Genomic DNA, 18,943 nt, shown 5'->3' with positions numbered 1-18,943 from the left:
TTATGATGGAAAGCAGTACTCACTTAGAATTAGCTAGAGCACAGAAAAAAACCACTCTATTTATCTCCGGCTCAAGACATATTCGCGCTCTCAATAGCGAGATCAAGGCACGCCTGCAAAATATTGTAAATAATCAATTTGAAATTATAGTAGGTGATGCTTTTGGCGTAGATAAAGCTGTGCAGCAGTATTTAGCCGATATTAATTACTCAGCAGTAAGAGTATTTTGTTCGGGTTCTGTGTGTCGTAATAATCTAGGTAATTGGGCAATAGAATGGATTAGCGTTGACCCTAATTTAAAAGGTCGCGCTTTTTACACCGAAAAAGATAAGGCAATGGCAGCCCAAGCTGATTATGGTTTTGTATTATGGGACGGTAAAAGTCAGGGGTCGCTCAATAATATTCATGAGTTAATTCGCTTAGAGCGTAAATTATTACTCTGGTATGCGCCTAGAAAAATTTTCCATACCATTACTTCAATTGATGATCTACAAAAATTATTATCTAAACCAGAACCCGAAACTTTATTGCCTGAGCCGATTCAGCATTCATTGGCAATGTGATTCTTACCCCTATTTAAAATGATCTATTTACAAGATCAATAAAAGGCTTTTTACTTTATGAGTACTGACTCTAATCTTATTTCCAAAGTTTGGAATTTTGCCCATGTACTACGCGATGATGGCGTAGGCTATGGCGATTACTTAGAACAAATTACCTACCTGCTATTTTTAAAAATGGCAGACGAAATGACCAAACCGCCTTATTTTAAAAAATTCACCCTACCCAGCATTAAGCTCAAAGACGACGAACCCGCAGAATTATGTAACTGGGAAAGTCTCAGTAAAAAGCGTGGCGCAGATTTAGAAACTTTTTATACCCAATTACTCCGCACCTTAGGTAATGAAAAAGGCATATTAGGGCAAATATTCATAAAATCCCAAAATAAAGTCCAAGATCCTGCCAAGCTGTTAAAAATCATTGATATGATTGGGCAAACCCAATGGCTGATGGTCGACACCGACACCAAAGGCGATATTTACGAAGGTTTATTAGAGCGTAATGCCCAAGATACCAAAAGCGGTGCAGGACAATACTTCACGCCCCGCGCTTTAATTAAGGCAATGGTAGAATGTATTGATCCCAAACCGCATAAAACTATTCACGATCCTGCCTGTGGTACAGGTGGATTTTTCTTAGGCGCTTATGATTATATTACCGAGCACTATACCCTTGATAAAGAGCAAAAAACCTTCCTGAAAAATAAAACTTTCTCTGGTAATGAAATTGTCGCTAGCACACGCCGCTTATGTTTGATGAATATGTTTTTGCATAATATTGGCGAAATTGACGGTGAGAGTTTTATCTCGCCCAATGATGCGCTGATTGCAGATGAAGGCATACGTGTGGATTATGTCTTAGCCAATCCTCCCTTTGGTAAAAAAAGCAGTATGACTATTACCAATGAAGAGGGTGAACAAGAAAAACAAGATTTGAGTTATAATCGTCAAGATTTTTGGGCGACTACTTCTAATAAGCAGCTTAACTTTTTGCAACACATTCGCACTTTATTAAAGGTGAATGGGCAAGCTGCCGTAGTATTACCGGATAATGTTTTATTTGAAGGCGGTGCGGGTGAAACGGTGCGTAAGGAGTTATTAAAGACTACCGATTTGCATACTATCTTACGTTTACCGACAGGCATTTTTTATGCTCACGGGGTGAAAGCCAATGTATTATTTTTTGAAAATAAACCAGCAGCGCGTGAAGCGTGGACAAAGGCTGTGTGGGTCTATGATTACCGGACTAATATCCATCATACCTTAAAGAAAAATCCCTTACGTTATGAAGATTTAAAACCCTTTATAGATTGCTATCACCCTGAAAATCGCCATGATCGAGTGGAAACATGGTCAGAGGAAACCACCGCTTTTACTAGCCCTGAAGGGCGTTGGCGGCGCTTTACGTATGCGGACATTCTCGCCCGTGATAAAACCAATTTGGATATTACGTGGCTCAAGGATAAGAGTTTAGCCGATCTGGATAGTTTGCCTGAACCGGATGAATTAGCGCAGGAAATTATTGAGAATATTGAGGCAGGCTTGGAAAGTTTTAAAACGATTTTGAGTGTGGTAGGCGAGTAATTTATAAAAATTACCATAAGGGTTAATAGTTAAAACAAAGGAGCAGCCTTAGCTTAACTAAGACTGCTCACTTTAGGCATTATGCCAATACTAACATTAAGCGATTCAAGCGATGCACAAAGCCCGCAGGATCTTCTAATTGACCGCCCTCGGCTAAAATGGCTTGATCTAATAAAACACTAGACCATTCCGCAAAACGCTCATCATCGGTTTCTGCTTTCATGCGCTGTAAAAGCGGATGATTAGGATTGACCTCTAGATTCGGTTTAGTCTTAGGCACATCGTGTCCCGCTTGCTTAAATAAATGTTGCATATAAAGCGCCATATCATGCTCATTTAAGACAATACAAGACGGTGAATCAGTCAGACGATGCGAAACACTCACGGTTTCCACTTTATCGCCTAGAGCCGCTTTAATTTGTTCGAGTAGATTTTTAGCTTCTTGCTCGACTTTTTCCTGCTCTTTTTTATCTTCTTCGGTTTCGAGTTTGCTTAAGTCTAATTGACCTTTAGCCACCGATTGCAGTGGTTTACCGTCAAACTCAGTTAAGCCATTGGTGAGCCACTCATCAACGCGATCCGATAATAATAATACCTCAATACCTTTTTTGCGGAATACTTCGAGGTGCGGACTGTTTTTAGCGGCGGTATGAGAATCAGCCGTAATATAATAAATCTTCTCCTGACCTTCTTTCATACGCGCAATATAATCGGCTAGAGAAACTTTTTGCTCGGCTGAGTTATCGTGAGTCGAGGCAAAACGTAATAGTTTAGCGATTTGCTCACGGTTAGTATAATCCTCACTAGGACCTTCTTTTAATACGCGCCCAAATTCTTTCCAGAGCGAGGCATATTTTTCAGGCTCATTTTCAGCAATCGATTCTAATAAGCTCAATACCTTTTTGACCGAACCATTTTTCATGGATTCAATAATACGATTGCTTTGTAAAATCTCGCGTGAGACATTCAAAGGTAAATCATTAGAATCAATCACCCCACGCACAAAGCGTAAATAGCGCGGCATGAGGTGTTCAGCATCATCCATAATGAACACACGTTTGACATACAGCTTAATCCCGTGTTTTTGGTGCTGTTCAAATAAATCAAACGGTGCTTTAGCCGGTAAATAGAGCAAGGAGGTATATTCTAATTTACCCTCCACACGGCTATGCGTCCAAGCCAGTGGGTTTTCCCAATCATGGCTAATATGCTTATAAAACTCTTGATATTCGGTTTCAGTAATTTCGTTTTTACTGCGCGTCCATAAAGCATTGGCTTTATTAATGACTTCCCATTCACCCGTAGCCTTGTCCTCGTCATTGGTTTTACGCATTTTAACGGGGAAGGGAATATGGTCTGAATAGCGCGTAATAATCGAACGTAAACGCCAGCTATTGGCAAACTCTTTTTCGTCTTCTTTTAAGTGCAGCACGATTTCAGTGCCACGAGTCGCTTTACTAACGGGTTCTAGGGTATAGCCGGATTGGGCATCGGATTCCCAACGAGTCGCACTATCCGCAGGTTGACCGGCACGACGGGTAGTCAGAGTTACTTTGTCAGCGACAATGAAAGAGGAATAAAAGCCCACGCCAAATTGACCAATCAGGTGAGCATCTTTTTGCTGATCACCGGTGAGTTTCTGTAGGAATTCTTTAGTGCCGGAGCGGGCAATCGTACCAATATTGGTGACTACCTCATCACGGCTCATACCAATACCATTATCACGAATAGTGACTGTCCGTGCTTCCTCGTCAAACTCTACTTCAATGCGTAAGTCGCTATCGTTTTCATATAGGCTGTCATTGCCCACCGCTTCAAAGCGTAATTTATCGCAAGCATCGGCGGCATTAGACACCAATTCACGTAGGAAAATCTCCTTATTGGAGTACAGCGAGTGAATCATCAGATGCAGGAGTTGATTCACTTCCGTTTGGAATTGCAAATTTTCTTTTTGCGCTGTGTCAGTCATATAAGGTTATCCTCTACCTAATGTATAAAATCAGTGCAGCAAACATGGGGTAAGAAAGCACGATTTCAAGGCTTGAAACCCATAGATCATAAAAATTTCTATCTAAGCCAGCAGGAACGAAAGGGGCTGTTTTATACTAAGCGTCCCTTGGTGTAGGAAAGTGCTCATATGACATGGCAAGAAATCATCATTTATCTCGCGCTCGGTGCATTCGTAGGAATAGTGGCGGGCTTATTTGGAGTAGGCGGTGGTGGGGTGATGGTTCCATCCTTTACCTCACTTTTTGCGCTCCAGCATTTTCCAACCGAGCATTTAGTGCATATCGCCTTAGCCACTTCAATGGCAGCGATTATCCCGACCTCAATAGCTAGCCTCAGAGCGCATCATGCTCACGGTGCTGTATTATGGTCGTTAGTGGGTAAAATCACGCCGGGGATTTTGGTCGGCACGTTTGCCGCTACTTTTTTAGCGTCCCAATTAGAAGCCTTACCCTTAGCTATTTTCTTTACCCTCTTTATGGCCTATGTCTCGTTGCAAATGTGGCTCAATATTAAGCCCAAACCCTCACGTCAACTGCCGAGTATGCTGGGCACTTCTTTAGTGGGGATGGGGATAGGTGCTGTATCCGCCTTAGTCGCTATCGGGGGCGGGTCTTTATCCGTACCCTTCATGACTTATTGCAATGTGAAAATTCAACACGCTATTGGTACTTCAGCCGCGATTGGTTTACCGATTGCGATTTCAGGAACCTTAGGATATTTAATTAGTGGTTGGAATGTACAAGGTTTGCCTCCCTATACTATTGGTTATATTTATTTACCCGCCGTGGTATTAGTAGCAGGGGTAAGTTTCTTTACAGCACCCTTAGGAGCCAAATTAGCCCATAGTTTACCCGTAGCAACTTTAAAACGTGGTTTTGCGGTGGTGATGTTTTTATTAAGCGTGAAAATGCTGTATACGGTTATTAGCCATTGACTAGCTTATTTAAGACTAGCCCAACGGAGGAGGAGTATTGGGCTAGTTAACAGGAGTGTTGTGAAACTTTAAAAACGTTCGATACTTTGACTAAAGCATTTATGCCAAGCACTATTTCTTGTTATTAAGACGCTCAAGGGCTTGATTATTGTGATCGAATAAATGTACTTGATTACGATGACAATACACGCTAATCGTATCACCTATTGGAATAGCCCAATCACCTTGTTGTGCCACGGTGAGAAACTCAGTGCCTTCGCTAGACAAATACAAATAAGTAATATCTCCCATCCTTTCAATCGATTCGACTTTACCGTCAAACCGTAAATCATTAGGCTCTAGTGATAAATGCTCAGGTCGAATACCTAAAGTAGCTGAGCCTGTAGTCGTTGCTTTAAAAGGTAAATGGCTATATGAATTTTTCCCAATAGCCACATTAACGGTTTGATCACTCACAGTCTGAATTTGACAAGGAATTAAATTCATCGCAGGAGAGCCAATAAAACCTGCCACAAAGGTATTTGCAGGTTTATGATATAGCTCCATTGGTGCACCTACTTGTTCAATACGTCCACCATTTAATACTACGATCTTGTCGGCTAAAGTCATGGCCTCTACTTGATCGTGCGTTACATAAATAGTAGTGGTATTTAACATTTTTTGCAGGCGTGCAATTTCAATACGCATTTTTACCCGTAGAGCAGCATCTAGATTAGATAGCGGCTCATCAAATAAAAAGACTCTAGGGTCACGTACAATAGCGCGTCCAATCGCTACCCGTTGTCTTTGTCCACCAGAGAGTTGACCGGGTTTACGATCTAATAAATGATCTAAGTGTAGTTTAGCTGCCGCATCTCGAATTTTTTTATCAATGAACTCATTCGTTTGACCATCCGTTTTTAAACCAAACGCCATATTTTTATAAACGGACATATGAGGGTATAAAGCATAGGACTGAAATACCATAGCAATACCCCGTTCACGTGGGGATAAATGCTTAACAGGTTCACCACCAATATATAGCTCACCCTCATCAATACTTTCTAATCCGGCAATTAAACGCAAGAGAGTGGATTTACCACAACCTGATGGACCTACAAATACTACAAACTCACCGTCTTGAATATCGAGATTAATACCGTGTAATACTTGTAATTTTTCAAAGCGTTTTACAACTTGTTGTAAACTTAAAGCGGCCATATGTATACCTTACTTAACAGCACCCGAGGTTAGACCACGGATTAATTGACGGGAGAAAAACATATACAGTACTAATACAGGAATAACAGCTAGCGTTAAGGATGCTAGTACAGAGTTCCAGTCTGTGACATATTGCCCAATAAATTGTTGTACCCCTAAGGTTAAAGTACGAGTCTCCTCTCCGGGCGCTAGAATGAGTGGGAACCATAAGTCATTCCAAATAGGAATCATGGTAAATACGGCTACCGTGGCAATGGCAGGGCGCGTGAGGGGTAAAATAATCTGAAAGAATATTTTATACTCATTGACATCATCACAACGGGCGGCTTCTTTTAATTCTTTGGGAATTTGTGCCATATATTCACTTAAGATAAAAATGGCTAAGGGTAATCCTTGTGCAATATAGACTAATACTAGAGCGGTTATGGTATTAACTAAGTTTAAAGAAACCATTGTTTCTAAAATACTCACTGTACCTAAGCGAATAGGAACCATAATCCCCATGGTCATAAATACCATCAGTAAGCGCCGCCCCATAAAGCGATATTCAGTGAGTGCCCAAGCAACCATTGCACCTAGTAATAAAATGAAAAACAAAGATACTAAGGTGACAATTAAGCTATTACTAAAATAGAGGATGAAATCTGAATTATCGAGTACTTTATTAAATCCCACGGTACTAAAAGTAGTGCTGTTGGGTAAGGCTAAAGGATCATTAAAGATACCTTGGCGTGATTTAAATGCATTAATTAAAATCAGTAGAATAGGAAATAGAGCTAATAAGGTATAGAGTCCTAGTATTAAATGAATAAGACCCGTGTTAATAGTACGCTTAGTGGTGACTGACATAAGGTGCGACTCCTACATAGGGTAACGATGTAAACGGCGTTGCACAATGTAGAAGTACACCATAACGCCAGCTAAAATTATTAAGAACATTAAAGTCGCTACCGTAGCGCCTAAAGTAGGGCTACCTAAATTAGATTGAAAACCGAAAAAGGTGCGATAAAAATAAGTACCTAAAATATCAGTAGAAAAATTAGGTCCTGCAAGAGCACCTTTGACCGCATAAATTAAATCGAAAGCATTAAAATTACCGATAAAAGTGAGAATAGTAACTAAGCCTAGCGTGGGTAAAATCAAAGGTAATTTAATTTGCCAAAAGATACGCATAGGTGAAGCACCATCTACATAAGCGGCATCTAATAGCTCATCCGGTATGGCTAAGAGGGAGGCATAAATTAACATCATAGGAATACCCACGAATTGCCATACTGAAATAAGAGCTAAAGTAATTAAGGCACTAGACTCTTTACCTAGCCAAGGTTGAAACCAACCCTCCAAGCCTACTGCACCCATGATAGTAGTGCTGACTCCCCATAAAGGACTGAGAATAAGTTGCCAAATAAACCCAATAATCACTACAGAAAGTAAAGTGGGCATAAAAATAAGGGTGCGATAAGTACGCGCCCCCCGTAAATCTTTTAGGCTTAATAAAGCAGCGAGTAATAAACCAATAGGGTTTTGTACGAATACATGGATCAGGAAGAACTTAACATTATTCCATAACGCATTCCAAAACTCCGCTGACATATTAGGATCAGTCAATACATGCTGATAATTAGCTAAACCAATAAATTCTCTACCCAGTGATGAGTCTCTAAAAAAACTCAAAATCATAGTATCTAATAGAGGTAAAGCACTAAATAAGGTGTAAATGACAAATCCGGGTAACAGAAATACCAAAATATGCCAAGGAACATTTTTTAAGGAGTAGGTCATGGATCAAGACTCCAATTAGGCCTCGCTACTACTGAGATAGCTCGATGAGCTGAGCTATCTCAACATTAAGCAGAAAAATTTTTATTTATCTAAAATAGCTTGCACTTTCGCGGCTGCTTCCTCAGGCTTAGCAGTAACATTGACGACTGCCTGACCTGCATTCCAGAAAGCGGTCTCTAAATCATCTTTACCACGATTAAGAACTTGAGCATTTAAGCGAATAGTAGAGTCGCATTGTTTGCGCCAACTGACCATTTCAGCCGCGACGGGATCAGTGACATTGATACTGTGATTAGACAGTGAGAAAAAGCCACTCACTTTATTCGTATAAAGCTCAGCAAATTCTGCCGAAGCTAACCAGTTTAAAAAGGCTTCAGCTTCTTTAACATTTTTGGAAGCCGGATTAATACCCATTCCAATATCAGTATGATCGCTGATATAGCATTTATCTCCAGCCTTAGCCACGGGTGGTTTAAATGCGCCATATTTCATACCTTCAGCATTAGTATTAAAGTAGGCAATATCCCAACTACCACCGGGATAAATCGCGGCACGCCCTAGAGCAAATAGGTTTTGTGAGTCACCATAAGTTTGTGATTGGTAGCCATTACCCATATAGGCTGACCATTTAGCCATTTGGGTATAAGGGGCAACAAATTGTGGATCAGTCAGTTTAGCTTTTTTCTCAACGAGCTGTTTGCGACCTTCTTCGCCTTTCCAATAGTTAGGACCAATATTGGTATAAACCGTTTGATGAGTTTCCCAGCCATCATTAGTGCCTAAAGCGATAGGGGTATATTTGCTGCCCTTAAGTTTTTCCAAAACGGCAAAAAACTCTTCTTCCGTATTGGGAACGGCTAATTCTAATTCCTTGAAAATATCTTGGTTATAAAAAAAGCCATGAATGACGGATGCCATTGGCATACAGAAAGTGGCTTTACCATCATCGGTTTGCCATGCACTTTTAGCCACATCCGAGAAGTTTTTAATGCCTTCTAGTTGCGACAGATCAGTCAGTTGACCTTTAGTAAAAAGTTCAAGTGAAATATCAAAAGGACGACAAGTAATCAAATCACCCGCAGTACCACCACTTAAACGGGTATTTAAACTCGCGTTATATTCAGTGGGTGCTGTGGGTGCAAATTTGATTTTAATATCAGGGTGAGTTTTATTAAAAGTAGGGATAATATGTTCTTCCCATAGTGCTTTATCATCGACCCGCCAGCTTTCAATGGTTAATTCACCTGCTTGAGCCGATAAACCCATTAAACCGAGCATAATAGCGCTAGCTAATTGAGTTTTGAATGTCATTGATATTCTCCTTAGGGATTGATTACCCAACATTATATTAACGATTAGGGGAAGCACCGATTGCGTTTAAGGCTGAGCGTAAACGAAATTCATGCTTAATCAGTAGGTTGTGTGCCTGCTCGGCACTAAGTCCTTGTAAAATTAAAATGGCTTGAGGTACTTGATTGTGAGCTTGTTGTAACGCATTGACCGCTTCTGCACGGCTAGCGTGAGTGATCTGCATAATGATCTGAAGGGCGCGTTCATAGAGTTTGTGATTGCTAATATGCAGATTGACCATGTAGTGATCATAGACATAGCCTAGCTGAGTCATCACGAGCGTGGATAAGGTATTGAGAGTGAGTTTTTGCGCGGTTCCTGCCGCCAAACGCGTGGAGCCTGCCAGTGCTTCGGCGCCGGTATTGAGTAAAATCGCGTGATCCGCCAAATTCAGCAGAGTACAGGCGGCTGTATTGGCAATCCCAATAATGAGGCAACCTAAACTTTGAGCACGTTGTACCACCGCGAGGGTATAAGGCGTTGAGCCACTGGCAGCTACCGCAATAATCACATCTTGGGCGCTAGGATTGAGTTGGGTCAGGTCTTTGAGCGCCTGTAGGGTGTCATCCTCATGACTGGTACTGGCATCGAAAAAGCTTTGTAGCCCTCCGGCTAGCAGCAAACCAAGGCGTTCACGTGGCCAGCCGAAAGTACCAAATAACTCCATTCCATCTAAGCACGCAATCGCACCAGAGGAGCCGGCTCCTACATAAATAATTCGACTATGCGGGGCTTGGGTGAGGCGACGTACTATGGCTTCACCCGCCCGTGCTATAGCACTAGGTAAGGTATCTAATTGAGCGAGGCTATCTAATTGCGCCTGACACAAATAATGTGCGAGTTGTGGTATCGACCATTGATCCATGCCTTGCCCCTTAGGATGAGCAGTTTCGGTGGTCTGTGTACTGAGTCGCATAGTAGTCTGATTCCCCCTTACTCATGTACCGTTAGGCGGTATTTATTGACTTATCAGTCGTATAAGTTCAGTGACCTTAAGTTCTTTGCAGTGTAGTTTAATAATACCAATAACGCAACTGGTATTTAGTGCTGGTATTAAAATAAAATTGCTGGTATCGTTTAGCTATACAGTCATCACTCAGCACTATAGAGGTGCATTACTTAAGGGGGAGCTGCGAGCTTGTTATGAGTTATCAACCAACAACACAGTATTATGTCGGTATTGACGGAGGTGGTAGTACCTGTAGAGCAAGGGTAGCAGATCATTCAGGTACTATTTTAGGTGAAGGTATTAGTGGTTCAGCTAATCTACGTTTAGGGCTGGATCACTCACTAGCGGCGATACGCCAATGTGTCATAGAGGCATTAAAACAAGCAGGTTTAAATTCTGTACGATTTAATGAATTAAAATGTGGTATTGGTTTAGCTGGATTGGTATTAAAAAATGATAATACCACTATCCAGCCGATTAAAGCCTTATTTGCTGATTGCCGTTTGACCAATGATGCTTATATTGCTTGTCTGGGTGCGCATCAGGGGCACTATGGCGGGGTGGTGATTATTGGTACGGGGTCTTGTGCACAAATAATTAGCCCTACAGAAAGTCGTACTTTTGGCGGTTGGGGACTCACCCTGGGGGATCAAGCCAGTGGCTCGTGGCTAGGACGTGAGGCAATGCGCTTAGCTTTATTAGCTGTGGAACAGATTATTCCTATGTCCCCCTTGATGGAGGTTTTGAGTGCACCTTTTAATCATGAGGCAGAAGCGATATTTAATTGGGGATTAAGCGCTAGACCCGCCGATTATGCTCAATTAGCACCGCGTATTTTTCAGTTCGCGCAAGCGCAAGACCCTTATGCCCAAACCTTAATTCAGACTGCTTGTGATGAGGTGATACGCCTGATTCGAGCCTTAGAGCGTTATCAAACCGGTCAAATAGCCTTACTGGGTGGTTTGGCAGCGCTCTATCAAGCTCTACTTCCTTTAGAGATGCAATCCTTACTCACTCAACCTAAAGGTAATGCCTTAGATGGAGCGCTATTAATGGCGCGATCTTTATAAACTTTTACTGATTAAAAGAAGCTTTGTGATGCAAATTGAACCGTATTTACAACAAGCCTTAGCCGATGAAACCAGTAATAACGCCCTGTATGAGCGCTTAGCCAGTGCACTACGTAAAGGGATTCATCAGGGCGACCTATTAGATGAAAGTGAAGCGCTACCAAGCGAACGTGATTTAGCCACTCTTTTGGATATTTCACGGGTGACCGTGCGCAAAGCGATTCAAGTATTAGTGAGTGAGGGTTTATTAATCCAAAAACGTGGAGCAGGAACCTTTATTGCTAAGCGAGTGGAGCAGGCGTTAAGTCACCTCACTAGCTTTAGTGAGGACATGCAGCAGCGTCATTTAAATGCGGGAATAGTGTGGTTAGAGCGGCATATTGGCATGCCATCAGCCGAGGAAAGCCAAGTATTAAAGCTAGAGCCGCACGAGCGTATTGCACGTTTATACCGTTTGCGTACTGCTAATGACCAACCCATGGCCTTGGAATTGGCGGTTTTGCCAGAGCATTTAATCACTGATCCCACCCAAGTCAGCCATTCTTTATATGAGTTTTTAGAACGGTCGGGTAATCGACCTGTTCGAGCTATTCAGCGTCTACGAGCAGTACCGTGTAGTACTGAACAGGCAGTTTTTTTACGTATTTCACCGGGCAGTCCCGTGCTTTATATCGAGCGTTATTCGTTTCATGCGAATGGATCGCCAGTGGAGTTTACCCGCTCACATTATCGGGGTGATAGCTACGATTTTGTATCCGAAATGACCCTTCAACAGAGGTAAAATAACAATGACTATGCCACTCATGTATCGAGAAGCCTTACAAGCACCTAAGCGCATGCGTATTCAATTAAATGAATTAGCCACTCCTCTAGAGCGTCTAGTCAAACACCTGCATCAACATCCGCCTAAACTGGTTGTGGTGTGTGGGCGTGGTAGTTCCGATCATGCCGGAGTGTATTTGCGTTATCTGATTGAGTTGGGATTAGGGATTCCGACTACCTCAGCGACACCTTCTATTTTGTCGATTTATGGAACCGAAACTAATTTATCCGATAGTTTAGTGATTCTGATTTCTCAATCAGGACAAAGCCCCGATTTAGTGAATTATGCTCAAATGGCTAAACGGCGTGGAGCATTCACCTTAGGGTTAATTAATAGTTATGAAAATGCCCCTTTAAGTGCCCATTGTGATGTGGTATTACCCTTACACGCTGGAATCGAGCAATCAGTAGCCGCCACCAAATCGTATGTTTGTACTTTAATGGCGAGTCTACAGTTAGTCGCCGCATGGTCAGGTAATGAAGCCCTGCAAGCAGCCTTACAAAAACTACCGGATGATGTGGCTAAGGTATCTAGCTTAGACTGGTCAATGGCGATGAATAAGTTAGTCGATACGCGCAGAATGCTAGTACTCGGACGTGGACCCGGACGCGGAATTGCGAATGAGTCCGCTCTGAAGTTTAAGGAAACCTGTAGCTTACATGCCGAGGCTTTTAGTAGTGCTGAGGTATTACACGGTCCCTTGGCTATGATTGGCTCAGGTTTTCCAGTCTTAGTCTTTGATCAAGGCGATGCGGCTAGTATGAGCATTCGTGAATCGGTCAGTCGGCTTACTAAGGCGGGAGCAGATGTATTGTTCGCTGGCGCTAATGCACCACAAGGCACAACTGGTTTACCCGTACTAGAGGGTTTACATCCGTGGTGCGCATTAGTAACGCAAATTCAATCGGCTTACTTAATGACTGCACGTTTATCATTACAACGGGGCTATAATCCGGATGCGCCCCAGTTTATTGCTAAAGTCACTAAAACATTATGAATAAATTTGCCTTAACACAATTTAGTTATTTTAATGCTCAGGATGAGCAGCGGCAGGATGCAGCGCTTATTATTAATCATGGGCATATTGAACAATGGGTTCATGCGGATGAACTTCCCCATACCTTACCTCGCATAGATGCGCAAGGGTGGCTACTGGCTGCGGGCTTGATTGATATTCAGGTCAATGGGGGCGGTGGGGTGATGCTGAATAATGATCCGAGTGTTAAGGCTTTAGATAAGATGCGTCGTGCTCATTGGCAGGGGGGAACGACGGCTATGCTACCTACCTTAATTACCGATACCATTGAAGTGATGCAACAGGCCGTGGAGGCGGTAGCACAAGGGGTGAAAACTTTGCCCGGTATTCTAGGAATACATTTAGAAGGACCGCATTTAAATAGCCTCAAGCGTGGGGTGCATGATAGTCAGAAGATTCGCCCGTTTGATGTACTGACGGAGCAGCTATTAACGCGCATGGCTCCAGAGCATTATTTGCTCACGGTAGCGCCAGAACGCCTGCCGCAGGGCACGATTCAGCGCTTAGTAGCGCGAGGAATTCGGGTAAGTGCTGGACATACCCTAGCGAGCTATGACCAAACCAAACAGGCTTTAGCGGAGGGTTTGAGCGGTTTTACTCATTTATATAATGCAATGGTTCCGATGAGTAGTCGGGAGCCGGGGGCAGTGGGGGCCGCTTTAGAGGATCAAAAGAGTTATTGCGGTATTATTATTGATGGTTATCACCTACACGCCACAGTTGCTAAATTAGCCATTCAAGCCAAAACCAAAGGTAAAATGATATTAGTGACGGATGCTATGGCAACCGTGGGGAGTAATGAGCCAAGCTTTGAGCTTTATGGTGAGACTATTTATGCAGTGAATGGGCGTTGTGCTAAAGAAGATGGAACCTTAGCCGGGTCGGCTTTAGATATGATTACTGCGGTACGTAACTGTGTCAGTACTTTGGGTATAGCTGTGCCAGAAGCATTACGTATGGGTAGTTTATACCCTGCGCAGTATCTAGGCATTGATAGACATTATGGTCATTTACAAGTGGGAGCGCGGGCGGATTTTATTTTATTAGATGAGCAGTTGAATTTAAAACAAACGTGGTTATTAGGTGAGCGCTGTATTTAAAAGAGTTTAAATCTTAAATTGTTGCGTTTATACGACATTGGGTCTATGTTTGCCACACTGTAGTTTATTTGCAAGCACATAGTGGTGGGGACGATCTAGCTTGAGTGGCGAACTAATAGCCTCAAACGTCGATGATGATCTGAATTGTCGGGTACTGATTGAGCAATTTGTAAAACAAAGCGTAGATAAAGGCGCACGTCTATTGACGATTTTGCGTCAGTATATTCGCTATTGCCACTATAAAATGCAGCAACTCTCCATCGAAGATCAACAAGAAATTCTCCAAGAAATTGGGCTTAAATTATTAGAACTCAAACAAATTCCTGAACATTGTAATGCGTGGTTATTTACTTTAGTGCGTAATCATTATATTGATTATATTCGTCATCACTCGCATACACTGCGAATTTTTGAGCCGGATAGTGAAGGCGTATTACAGGAAATTCATGCTCCGCAAGTACCCGCCCATGAGGGCTTATATCTAGAAACGGATTGTCTAGAAAAAGTGTTTGATGTGATTGAACAACAACCTACTGGCGCAATGGATATGCTGATTTATGAGCATTATGCTTTGGGCGAAAGTAATGCTGAAATTGCCCGCTTAACGGGGCGAACGGAAAGTGCTATAGGTAAACGCATTTCGTTACTACGCGAACGAGTGCGTCAATTACGTACTACTTTATGTTGAGTCAAGCAGAAAACACGGATGAAATCTACACCTCATGATCCAGCCCCCTCAGACCCACAACCCCCAAGCGACTGGGAAGCCATTGTAGCCGGTAAGTTATTGCCAGCTCCCGATAACCCTGAGCATTTAGAGGCGGATGCTGTACGTCAAGTATTGCTATGGCGTCACGCTAAGACCACGGCTGTGGTGGTTTCAGCTCAAGAGGCGGAGGGATTTTATCAGCAGCTACAACTCACTAAACGTTCAAATGCATGGCAGGGTTGGGGGCAACGCCTCATCTGGGGAGTAGGATTAGTGTTATTAGGTTTTGGGGCAGGTTATGGATTAGTGAAATGGAGTACCACCCCACTGGTAAAGACCTCGGAGCAGCCTACTACTAATACCCCCCTAACCTTACCCGATCTAGACCATATCACCCACCAAGTCACTCAGCCCGCCACTTTATCCGATTTACCAACGTTAGTTGTGCTACCAGCGGGCAGGTTTTCTATGGGTTGTAGTGCCGGTTGGGATGATGAATTAGGCGGCTGTCGAGATAATGAGTTTCCCGCTCATCGAGTACAGATCGATAGCTTTGAGTTAGGTAAGTACGAAATTACAGTAGGTCAATTTAAACGTTTTGTCGACGAAACCCAGTATAAAACCACAGCGGAACAAACGGGCGAAGGTTGTACCGTAGCAGACCCTAAAATGGCAGGGCGCTGGATTTTACATCCTGCCAGTCACTGGCGCTCGCCGGGCTTTGCTCAGACGGATGTTCATCCAGTGGTCTGTATCAGTTGGGACGATACGCAACACTATATTGCATGGCTCAATAAAACTACTGGTCAGACCTACCGTTTACCCACTGAAGAGGAATGGGAGTATGCAGCACGCGGTGGCAAAGTTACCGCTTTCTTTTGGGGTAGTCAGCCTAGTCGCAATTTTGCTAATTACCAAGGTCAGGGTGAATTAGATCAATGGCAATATACCGCTCCAGTGGGGCAGTTTTCGAGTAATGCTTATGGCTTACACGATATGTCTGGTAATGCTTGGGAGTGGGTGCAAACGTGTTGGCGTGATAATTATGATGCAGTCGCTGCTTCAACCTGTGACCAGCGTTTAAGAGCTAGACGTGGAGGTGCTTGGGATAATCAGCCACCGAGTTTACGTTCGGCTTATCGTAGTCAGGGACATGAGTTAGAGAGAAGTTTTCTCTATGGATTTAGAGTGGCTCGATCATTAAGATAAGCCACTAGAGGCTGGATGGGAAAGGCAGTAGCAAAGCTCAAAAGCGTATAACAATGAGAATTAACGAGACTTAACACTACCATCACTCCAGCTAACCATACCAAAACCACAACTTAAGGCTTGAGCCGTATAGGTTTTGCAGAGTTGAGGAGCTTTAGAGTCAGCCGTGGTTGCAGTACTCAAGGCTAAGCAAATGAGGGTGAGAATAGCCCAAATAGCTAATAGGGTTTTATTCAGCCGTAGATTCATGTCAAATATCCTTTTGTTTGAGGGTTGGGTTAACTTGTTAGACCGCGTTACGATAATTAAGTGCAATTATGGTTATAACGATTGAGTTTTTAATTCTTTACGGGGATAGCGAGTTTTTTTAATATCCCCTGAACGATTAACGGTTAGTCAGGAGGATTTCAGCTTTGGTTCAAACTATCTCTAACTCAAGACGAGTTTTTTTACGTACCCTTACTGCTGGTACTTTAAGTATGGGATATTCCAATATGATCTACGCGAATTCCCCACAAATACTAGTGTTGGGCGCTGGAATAGCGGGTTTAGCCGCTGCTCAGCAGCTTAGGGCACAAGGTTTTAAGGTCACGGTACTAGAGGCACGCAATCGTATAGGGGGGCGGATCTATACCAGTCGTTCGTGGACGGGTGTGCCGGTGGATTTAGGGGCTTCGTGGATTCACGGGGACAAAAATAACCCCATTACTAAACTAGCGGATCAGATTAAAGCGCATCGCATCGCTACCAGTTACGATAGCGCCAAATTATATATCGCACCGGAGCTAAAAAAGTTAGGAGTTACCTCTACCAATGAAAGTAAAGTTGCTAACCTAGTGACCAAAGCGCTTACACAAGCCGAGCAGCAAGAGCAAGATGTATCGCTGAGGCAAGCGGTGGATCTAGTATTGCCTAATCCGCTTCCTACTAGCCTAAAAGCTCAAGTCGACTTTTATCTCAATAGTAAATATGAGCAGGAGTATTCAGGCTCTGCACGAGAACTATCAGCGCATACGATGGAGGATAATGAGGAGTTTGATGGGGCTGATGTCCTGTTCCCTCAAGGCTATGACCAGATTATTAGTTATTTAGCTCAAGGGTTAACTATTAAAACCAGTCAGGTCATTAAAAAAGTTGAGTACACTAATCAAGGTGTGAAGGTGAGTACGCAAAATAATACCTACACTGCCGATTATGCGCTGGTCACTCTGCCTTTAGGAGTGTTAAAACGTAATACAGTACAATTTAGCCCGCCTTTACCTGCCGCTAAACAACAAGCCATTAAACGTTTAGGTATGGGCTTATTGAATAAAGTGTTCTTTAGATTTGATAAAGTCTTTTGGCCTAAGAATATTGATTGGCATGAGTACCTATCGCCACAAGCGGGACGTTGGGTGGAGTGGGTCAGTTTTGCCAAAACGGGTGCACCGATTTTATTAGGCTTTAATGCGGCTGATCGAGCACGCGAGCTAGAAAAATGGTCGGATCAAGCGATTATTGACGATGGTATGCAAGTATTGCGTGAGATGTTCGGTAATAGTATTCCTCAACCTGTCGCAACCCAGATTACTCGTTGGGCGCAAGATCCTTATGCCTATGGCTCATATTCGTTTAATGCAGTAGGCAGTACTAACCAAGATCGTAAAGCCTTGGCTAGTACGGTAGCAGGGCGCTTATTATGGGCGGGCGAAGCCACTTCTAGCCTATATCCGGGAACCGTACATGGGGCCTATTTAAGTGGCGTTGAAGCCGCTAAGCGCCTAAAAAAGCCGCTATAAATCATAGCTGCCCTAAAGGTGAGTTAGTAAATAAACGCTGTCCCACCCATTTGGCTCCGGCGGGTGTTAAATGCCCGCCGTCATAGGAAATTAATTCACCTTGTTCGGTAAACAATCGACAGGTTGTTGTAGAGCCGCAAATAATGCTTTGTTGATTCACAAAGGTGTAGTGCTTAGCGCCTTGACTCAGTGGATCATTAGTAGCAATTGGAACGGGATCTACTTTATTGGTTAGCTTCACTAATTCCTTCAGTGTGCTACTTAAGTACTGGCGTACATTGACCTTACCAAAATCCTTAGTCCCCAGTACGATCACTTTTTGCTGAGGTTTTACCGCTAATTGCTGCAAAGTACTAGGCAATAGCTTAGCTGACCAATCACGCCAACGAGCGACCAGAATAATCACATCGGCTTCAGCTACGATAGGTTTAGCTAGATCTAGTTCGTTTGCTTGTTGGCAAAAAGCCCGATCTTTAGCCTCAATATGTGTTCTAGCTTGTGCCTCAAAAACCACTTGACAGCGAGTGGGAATATAATGGGTGCGGATTTGATAATGGGTTAGGTAATTGTTTTCATTGACGGCATTTAAGAAGTCTTGTGCATGACTGTCCCCTATAATCAGTAATTTGCGCCTTGAGTCTTGGACATCAAAGGCTTGTTTATTAAGTTCAAGAAAGGCTTTTCGAGTATAAGCACCATTAGCGGCTACATTCGCTGATTTTAATAGTGCCTCACGATGCGCTTGAACAGAAAATGAAGTTGTCATTAGGCTTAGTAATACTGCCAAAATAACCAGTTTTTTCATCAGTTTAACCCCATAGAATGGCAATAATGCTCATCTTTTTGACC

The 18,943-nt window shown here is 42.9% G+C and carries 18 protein-coding genes; 10 read left to right on the top strand and 8 right to left on the bottom strand.

What is annotated here, in order from left to right; genetic code table 11:
* Nucleotides 1-2: 2 nt before the first annotated feature.
* A complete protein-coding gene (locus IPL34_RS16100) occupies nucleotides 3-563 on the top strand; it encodes a hypothetical protein (protein ID WP_296842475.1) in 561 nt (186 codons plus the stop codon).
* A gap of 57 nt (nucleotides 564-620) precedes the next feature.
* Nucleotides 621-2,144 (top strand): class I SAM-dependent DNA methyltransferase, encoded by a 1,524-nt coding sequence (locus tag IPL34_RS16095; RefSeq protein ID WP_296842474.1) that lies wholly within the window; start codon nucleotides 621-623, stop codon nucleotides 2,142-2,144.
* A 79-nt stretch (nucleotides 2,145-2,223) separates the two neighbouring features.
* Here IPL34_RS16095 and htpG read toward each other — a convergent pair whose 3' ends face one another.
* On the bottom strand, nucleotides 2,224-4,113 hold the full coding sequence (gene htpG, locus IPL34_RS16090; RefSeq protein ID WP_296842473.1) for a molecular chaperone HtpG: 1,890 nt from the start codon (nucleotides 4,111-4,113) through the stop codon (nucleotides 2,224-2,226).
* A gap of 168 nt (nucleotides 4,114-4,281) precedes the next feature.
* Between htpG and IPL34_RS16085 the strand changes: the two genes are divergently transcribed.
* On the top strand, nucleotides 4,282-5,088 hold the full coding sequence (locus IPL34_RS16085) for a sulfite exporter TauE/SafE family protein (protein WP_296842472.1): 807 nt from the start codon (nucleotides 4,282-4,284) through the stop codon (nucleotides 5,086-5,088).
* Nucleotides 5,089-5,199: 111 nt separating this feature from the next.
* Here the strand turns inward: IPL34_RS16085 and ugpC are convergent, their stop codons facing one another.
* The 5 genes from ugpC to IPL34_RS16060 all read right to left on the bottom strand — a co-directional run bounded on the left by ugpC (nucleotide 5,200) and on the right by IPL34_RS16060 (nucleotide 10,336).
* Nucleotides 5,200-6,288 (bottom strand): sn-glycerol-3-phosphate ABC transporter ATP-binding protein UgpC, encoded by a 1,089-nt coding sequence (gene ugpC, locus IPL34_RS16080; RefSeq protein ID WP_296842471.1) that lies wholly within the window; start codon nucleotides 6,286-6,288, stop codon nucleotides 5,200-5,202.
* A gap of 9 nt (nucleotides 6,289-6,297) precedes the next feature.
* The gene (locus IPL34_RS16075) at nucleotides 6,298-7,137 is read right to left on the bottom strand and encodes a carbohydrate ABC transporter permease (protein ID WP_296842469.1); all 840 of its coding nucleotides are present in this window, start codon (nucleotides 7,135-7,137) and stop codon (nucleotides 6,298-6,300) included.
* 12 nt (nucleotides 7,138-7,149) lie between these two features.
* Complete coding sequence (locus tag IPL34_RS16070; protein WP_296842467.1) at nucleotides 7,150-8,070, bottom strand: carbohydrate ABC transporter permease; 921 nt, start codon at nucleotides 8,068-8,070, stop codon at nucleotides 7,150-7,152.
* Between the two features lie 81 nt (nucleotides 8,071-8,151).
* Nucleotides 8,152-9,381 (bottom strand): ABC transporter substrate-binding protein, encoded by a 1,230-nt coding sequence (locus IPL34_RS16065; RefSeq protein WP_296842466.1) that lies wholly within the window; start codon nucleotides 9,379-9,381, stop codon nucleotides 8,152-8,154.
* Nucleotides 9,382-9,418: 37 nt separating this feature from the next.
* Complete coding sequence (locus IPL34_RS16060) at nucleotides 9,419-10,336, bottom strand: N-acetylmuramic acid 6-phosphate etherase (protein WP_296842465.1); 918 nt, start codon at nucleotides 10,334-10,336, stop codon at nucleotides 9,419-9,421.
* 227 nt (nucleotides 10,337-10,563) lie between these two features.
* On the opposite strand from IPL34_RS16060, the gene IPL34_RS16055 reads away from it, so the two are divergent.
* The 6 genes from IPL34_RS16055 to IPL34_RS16030 all read left to right on the top strand — a co-directional run bounded on the left by IPL34_RS16055 (nucleotide 10,564) and on the right by IPL34_RS16030 (nucleotide 16,316).
* Entirely contained in the window at nucleotides 10,564-11,439 is an 876-nt protein-coding gene (locus IPL34_RS16055) for a BadF/BadG/BcrA/BcrD ATPase family protein (protein WP_296842464.1), read from the top strand.
* Between the two features lie 28 nt (nucleotides 11,440-11,467).
* Nucleotides 11,468-12,220 carry a GntR family transcriptional regulator gene (locus tag IPL34_RS16050; RefSeq protein ID WP_296842463.1) on the top strand — a complete coding sequence of 251 codons (753 nt, stop codon included), beginning with the start codon at nucleotides 11,468-11,470 and terminating at the stop codon, nucleotides 12,218-12,220.
* 7 nt (nucleotides 12,221-12,227) lie between these two features.
* The gene (locus tag IPL34_RS16045; protein WP_296842462.1) at nucleotides 12,228-13,259 is read left to right on the top strand and encodes an SIS domain-containing protein; all 1,032 of its coding nucleotides are present in this window, start codon (nucleotides 12,228-12,230) and stop codon (nucleotides 13,257-13,259) included.
* Nucleotides 13,256-14,398, top strand: a complete 1,143-nt coding sequence (nagA, locus tag IPL34_RS16040; protein WP_296842461.1) for an N-acetylglucosamine-6-phosphate deacetylase — start codon at nucleotides 13,256-13,258, stop codon at nucleotides 14,396-14,398. The genes IPL34_RS16045 and nagA overlap by 4 nt, the downstream gene beginning before the upstream one ends.
* A 100-nt stretch (nucleotides 14,399-14,498) precedes the next feature.
* A complete protein-coding gene (locus IPL34_RS16035; RefSeq protein ID WP_296842460.1) occupies nucleotides 14,499-15,086 on the top strand; it encodes a hypothetical protein in 588 nt (195 codons plus the stop codon).
* An 18-nt stretch (nucleotides 15,087-15,104) separates the two neighbouring features.
* Entirely contained in the window at nucleotides 15,105-16,316 is a 1,212-nt protein-coding gene (locus IPL34_RS16030) for a formylglycine-generating enzyme family protein (RefSeq protein WP_296842459.1), read from the top strand.
* Nucleotides 16,317-16,376: 60 nt separating this feature from the next.
* Here the strand turns inward: IPL34_RS16030 and IPL34_RS16025 are convergent, their stop codons facing one another.
* Complete coding sequence (locus IPL34_RS16025; protein WP_296842458.1) at nucleotides 16,377-16,565, bottom strand: hypothetical protein; 189 nt, start codon at nucleotides 16,563-16,565, stop codon at nucleotides 16,377-16,379.
* A gap of 245 nt (nucleotides 16,566-16,810) precedes the next feature.
* Between IPL34_RS16025 and IPL34_RS16020 the strand changes: the two genes are divergently transcribed.
* Nucleotides 16,811-18,094, top strand: a complete 1,284-nt coding sequence (locus IPL34_RS16020) for an FAD-dependent oxidoreductase (RefSeq protein ID WP_296842457.1) — start codon at nucleotides 16,811-16,813, stop codon at nucleotides 18,092-18,094.
* A gap of 1 nt (nucleotide 18,095) precedes the next feature.
* Here IPL34_RS16020 and IPL34_RS16015 read toward each other — a convergent pair whose 3' ends face one another.
* The gene (locus IPL34_RS16015; protein ID WP_296842456.1) at nucleotides 18,096-18,899 is read right to left on the bottom strand and encodes an SGNH hydrolase domain-containing protein; all 804 of its coding nucleotides are present in this window, start codon (nucleotides 18,897-18,899) and stop codon (nucleotides 18,096-18,098) included.
* Between the last annotated feature and the right edge of the window lie 44 nt (nucleotides 18,900-18,943).

Origin of the sequence: Thiofilum sp., from assembly GCF_016711335.1 — a bacterium.
GTDB lineage: Bacteria > Pseudomonadota > Gammaproteobacteria > Thiotrichales > Thiotrichaceae > Thiofilum.
This window is presented reverse-complemented; position numbering and strand designations above follow the sequence as displayed.

Bases quoted from the DNA above. Each gene is read 5' to 3' on its own strand.
- IPL34_RS16100 (WP_296842475.1), top strand. From the start codon at position 3: ATGATGGAAAGCAGTACTCACTTAGAATTAGCTAGAGCACAGAAAAAA.
- IPL34_RS16095 (WP_296842474.1), top strand. From the start codon at position 621: ATGAGTACTGACTCTAATCTTATTTCCAAAGTTTGGAATTTTGCCCAT.
- htpG (WP_296842473.1), bottom strand. From the start codon at position 4,113: ATGACTGACACAGCGCAAAAAGAAAATTTGCAATTCCAAACGGAAGTG.
- IPL34_RS16085 (WP_296842472.1), top strand. From the start codon at position 4,282: ATGACATGGCAAGAAATCATCATTTATCTCGCGCTCGGTGCATTCGTA.
- ugpC (WP_296842471.1), bottom strand. From the start codon at position 6,288: ATGGCCGCTTTAAGTTTACAACAAGTTGTAAAACGCTTTGAAAAATTA.
- IPL34_RS16075 (WP_296842469.1), bottom strand. From the start codon at position 7,137: ATGTCAGTCACCACTAAGCGTACTATTAACACGGGTCTTATTCATTTA.
- IPL34_RS16070 (WP_296842467.1), bottom strand. From the start codon at position 8,070: ATGACCTACTCCTTAAAAAATGTTCCTTGGCATATTTTGGTATTTCTG.
- IPL34_RS16065 (WP_296842466.1), bottom strand. From the start codon at position 9,381: ATGACATTCAAAACTCAATTAGCTAGCGCTATTATGCTCGGTTTAATG.
- IPL34_RS16060 (WP_296842465.1), bottom strand. From the start codon at position 10,336: ATGCGACTCAGTACACAGACCACCGAAACTGCTCATCCTAAGGGGCAA.
- IPL34_RS16055 (WP_296842464.1), top strand. From the start codon at position 10,564: ATGAGTTATCAACCAACAACACAGTATTATGTCGGTATTGACGGAGGT.
- IPL34_RS16050 (WP_296842463.1), top strand. From the start codon at position 11,468: ATGCAAATTGAACCGTATTTACAACAAGCCTTAGCCGATGAAACCAGT.
- IPL34_RS16045 (WP_296842462.1), top strand. From the start codon at position 12,228: ATGACTATGCCACTCATGTATCGAGAAGCCTTACAAGCACCTAAGCGC.
- nagA (WP_296842461.1), top strand. From the start codon at position 13,256: ATGAATAAATTTGCCTTAACACAATTTAGTTATTTTAATGCTCAGGAT.
- IPL34_RS16030 (WP_296842459.1), top strand. From the start codon at position 15,105: ATGAAATCTACACCTCATGATCCAGCCCCCTCAGACCCACAACCCCCA.
- IPL34_RS16025 (WP_296842458.1), bottom strand. From the start codon at position 16,565: ATGAATCTACGGCTGAATAAAACCCTATTAGCTATTTGGGCTATTCTC.
- IPL34_RS16020 (WP_296842457.1), top strand. From the start codon at position 16,811: ATGATCTACGCGAATTCCCCACAAATACTAGTGTTGGGCGCTGGAATA.
- IPL34_RS16015 (WP_296842456.1), bottom strand. From the start codon at position 18,899: ATGAAAAAACTGGTTATTTTGGCAGTATTACTAAGCCTAATGACAACT.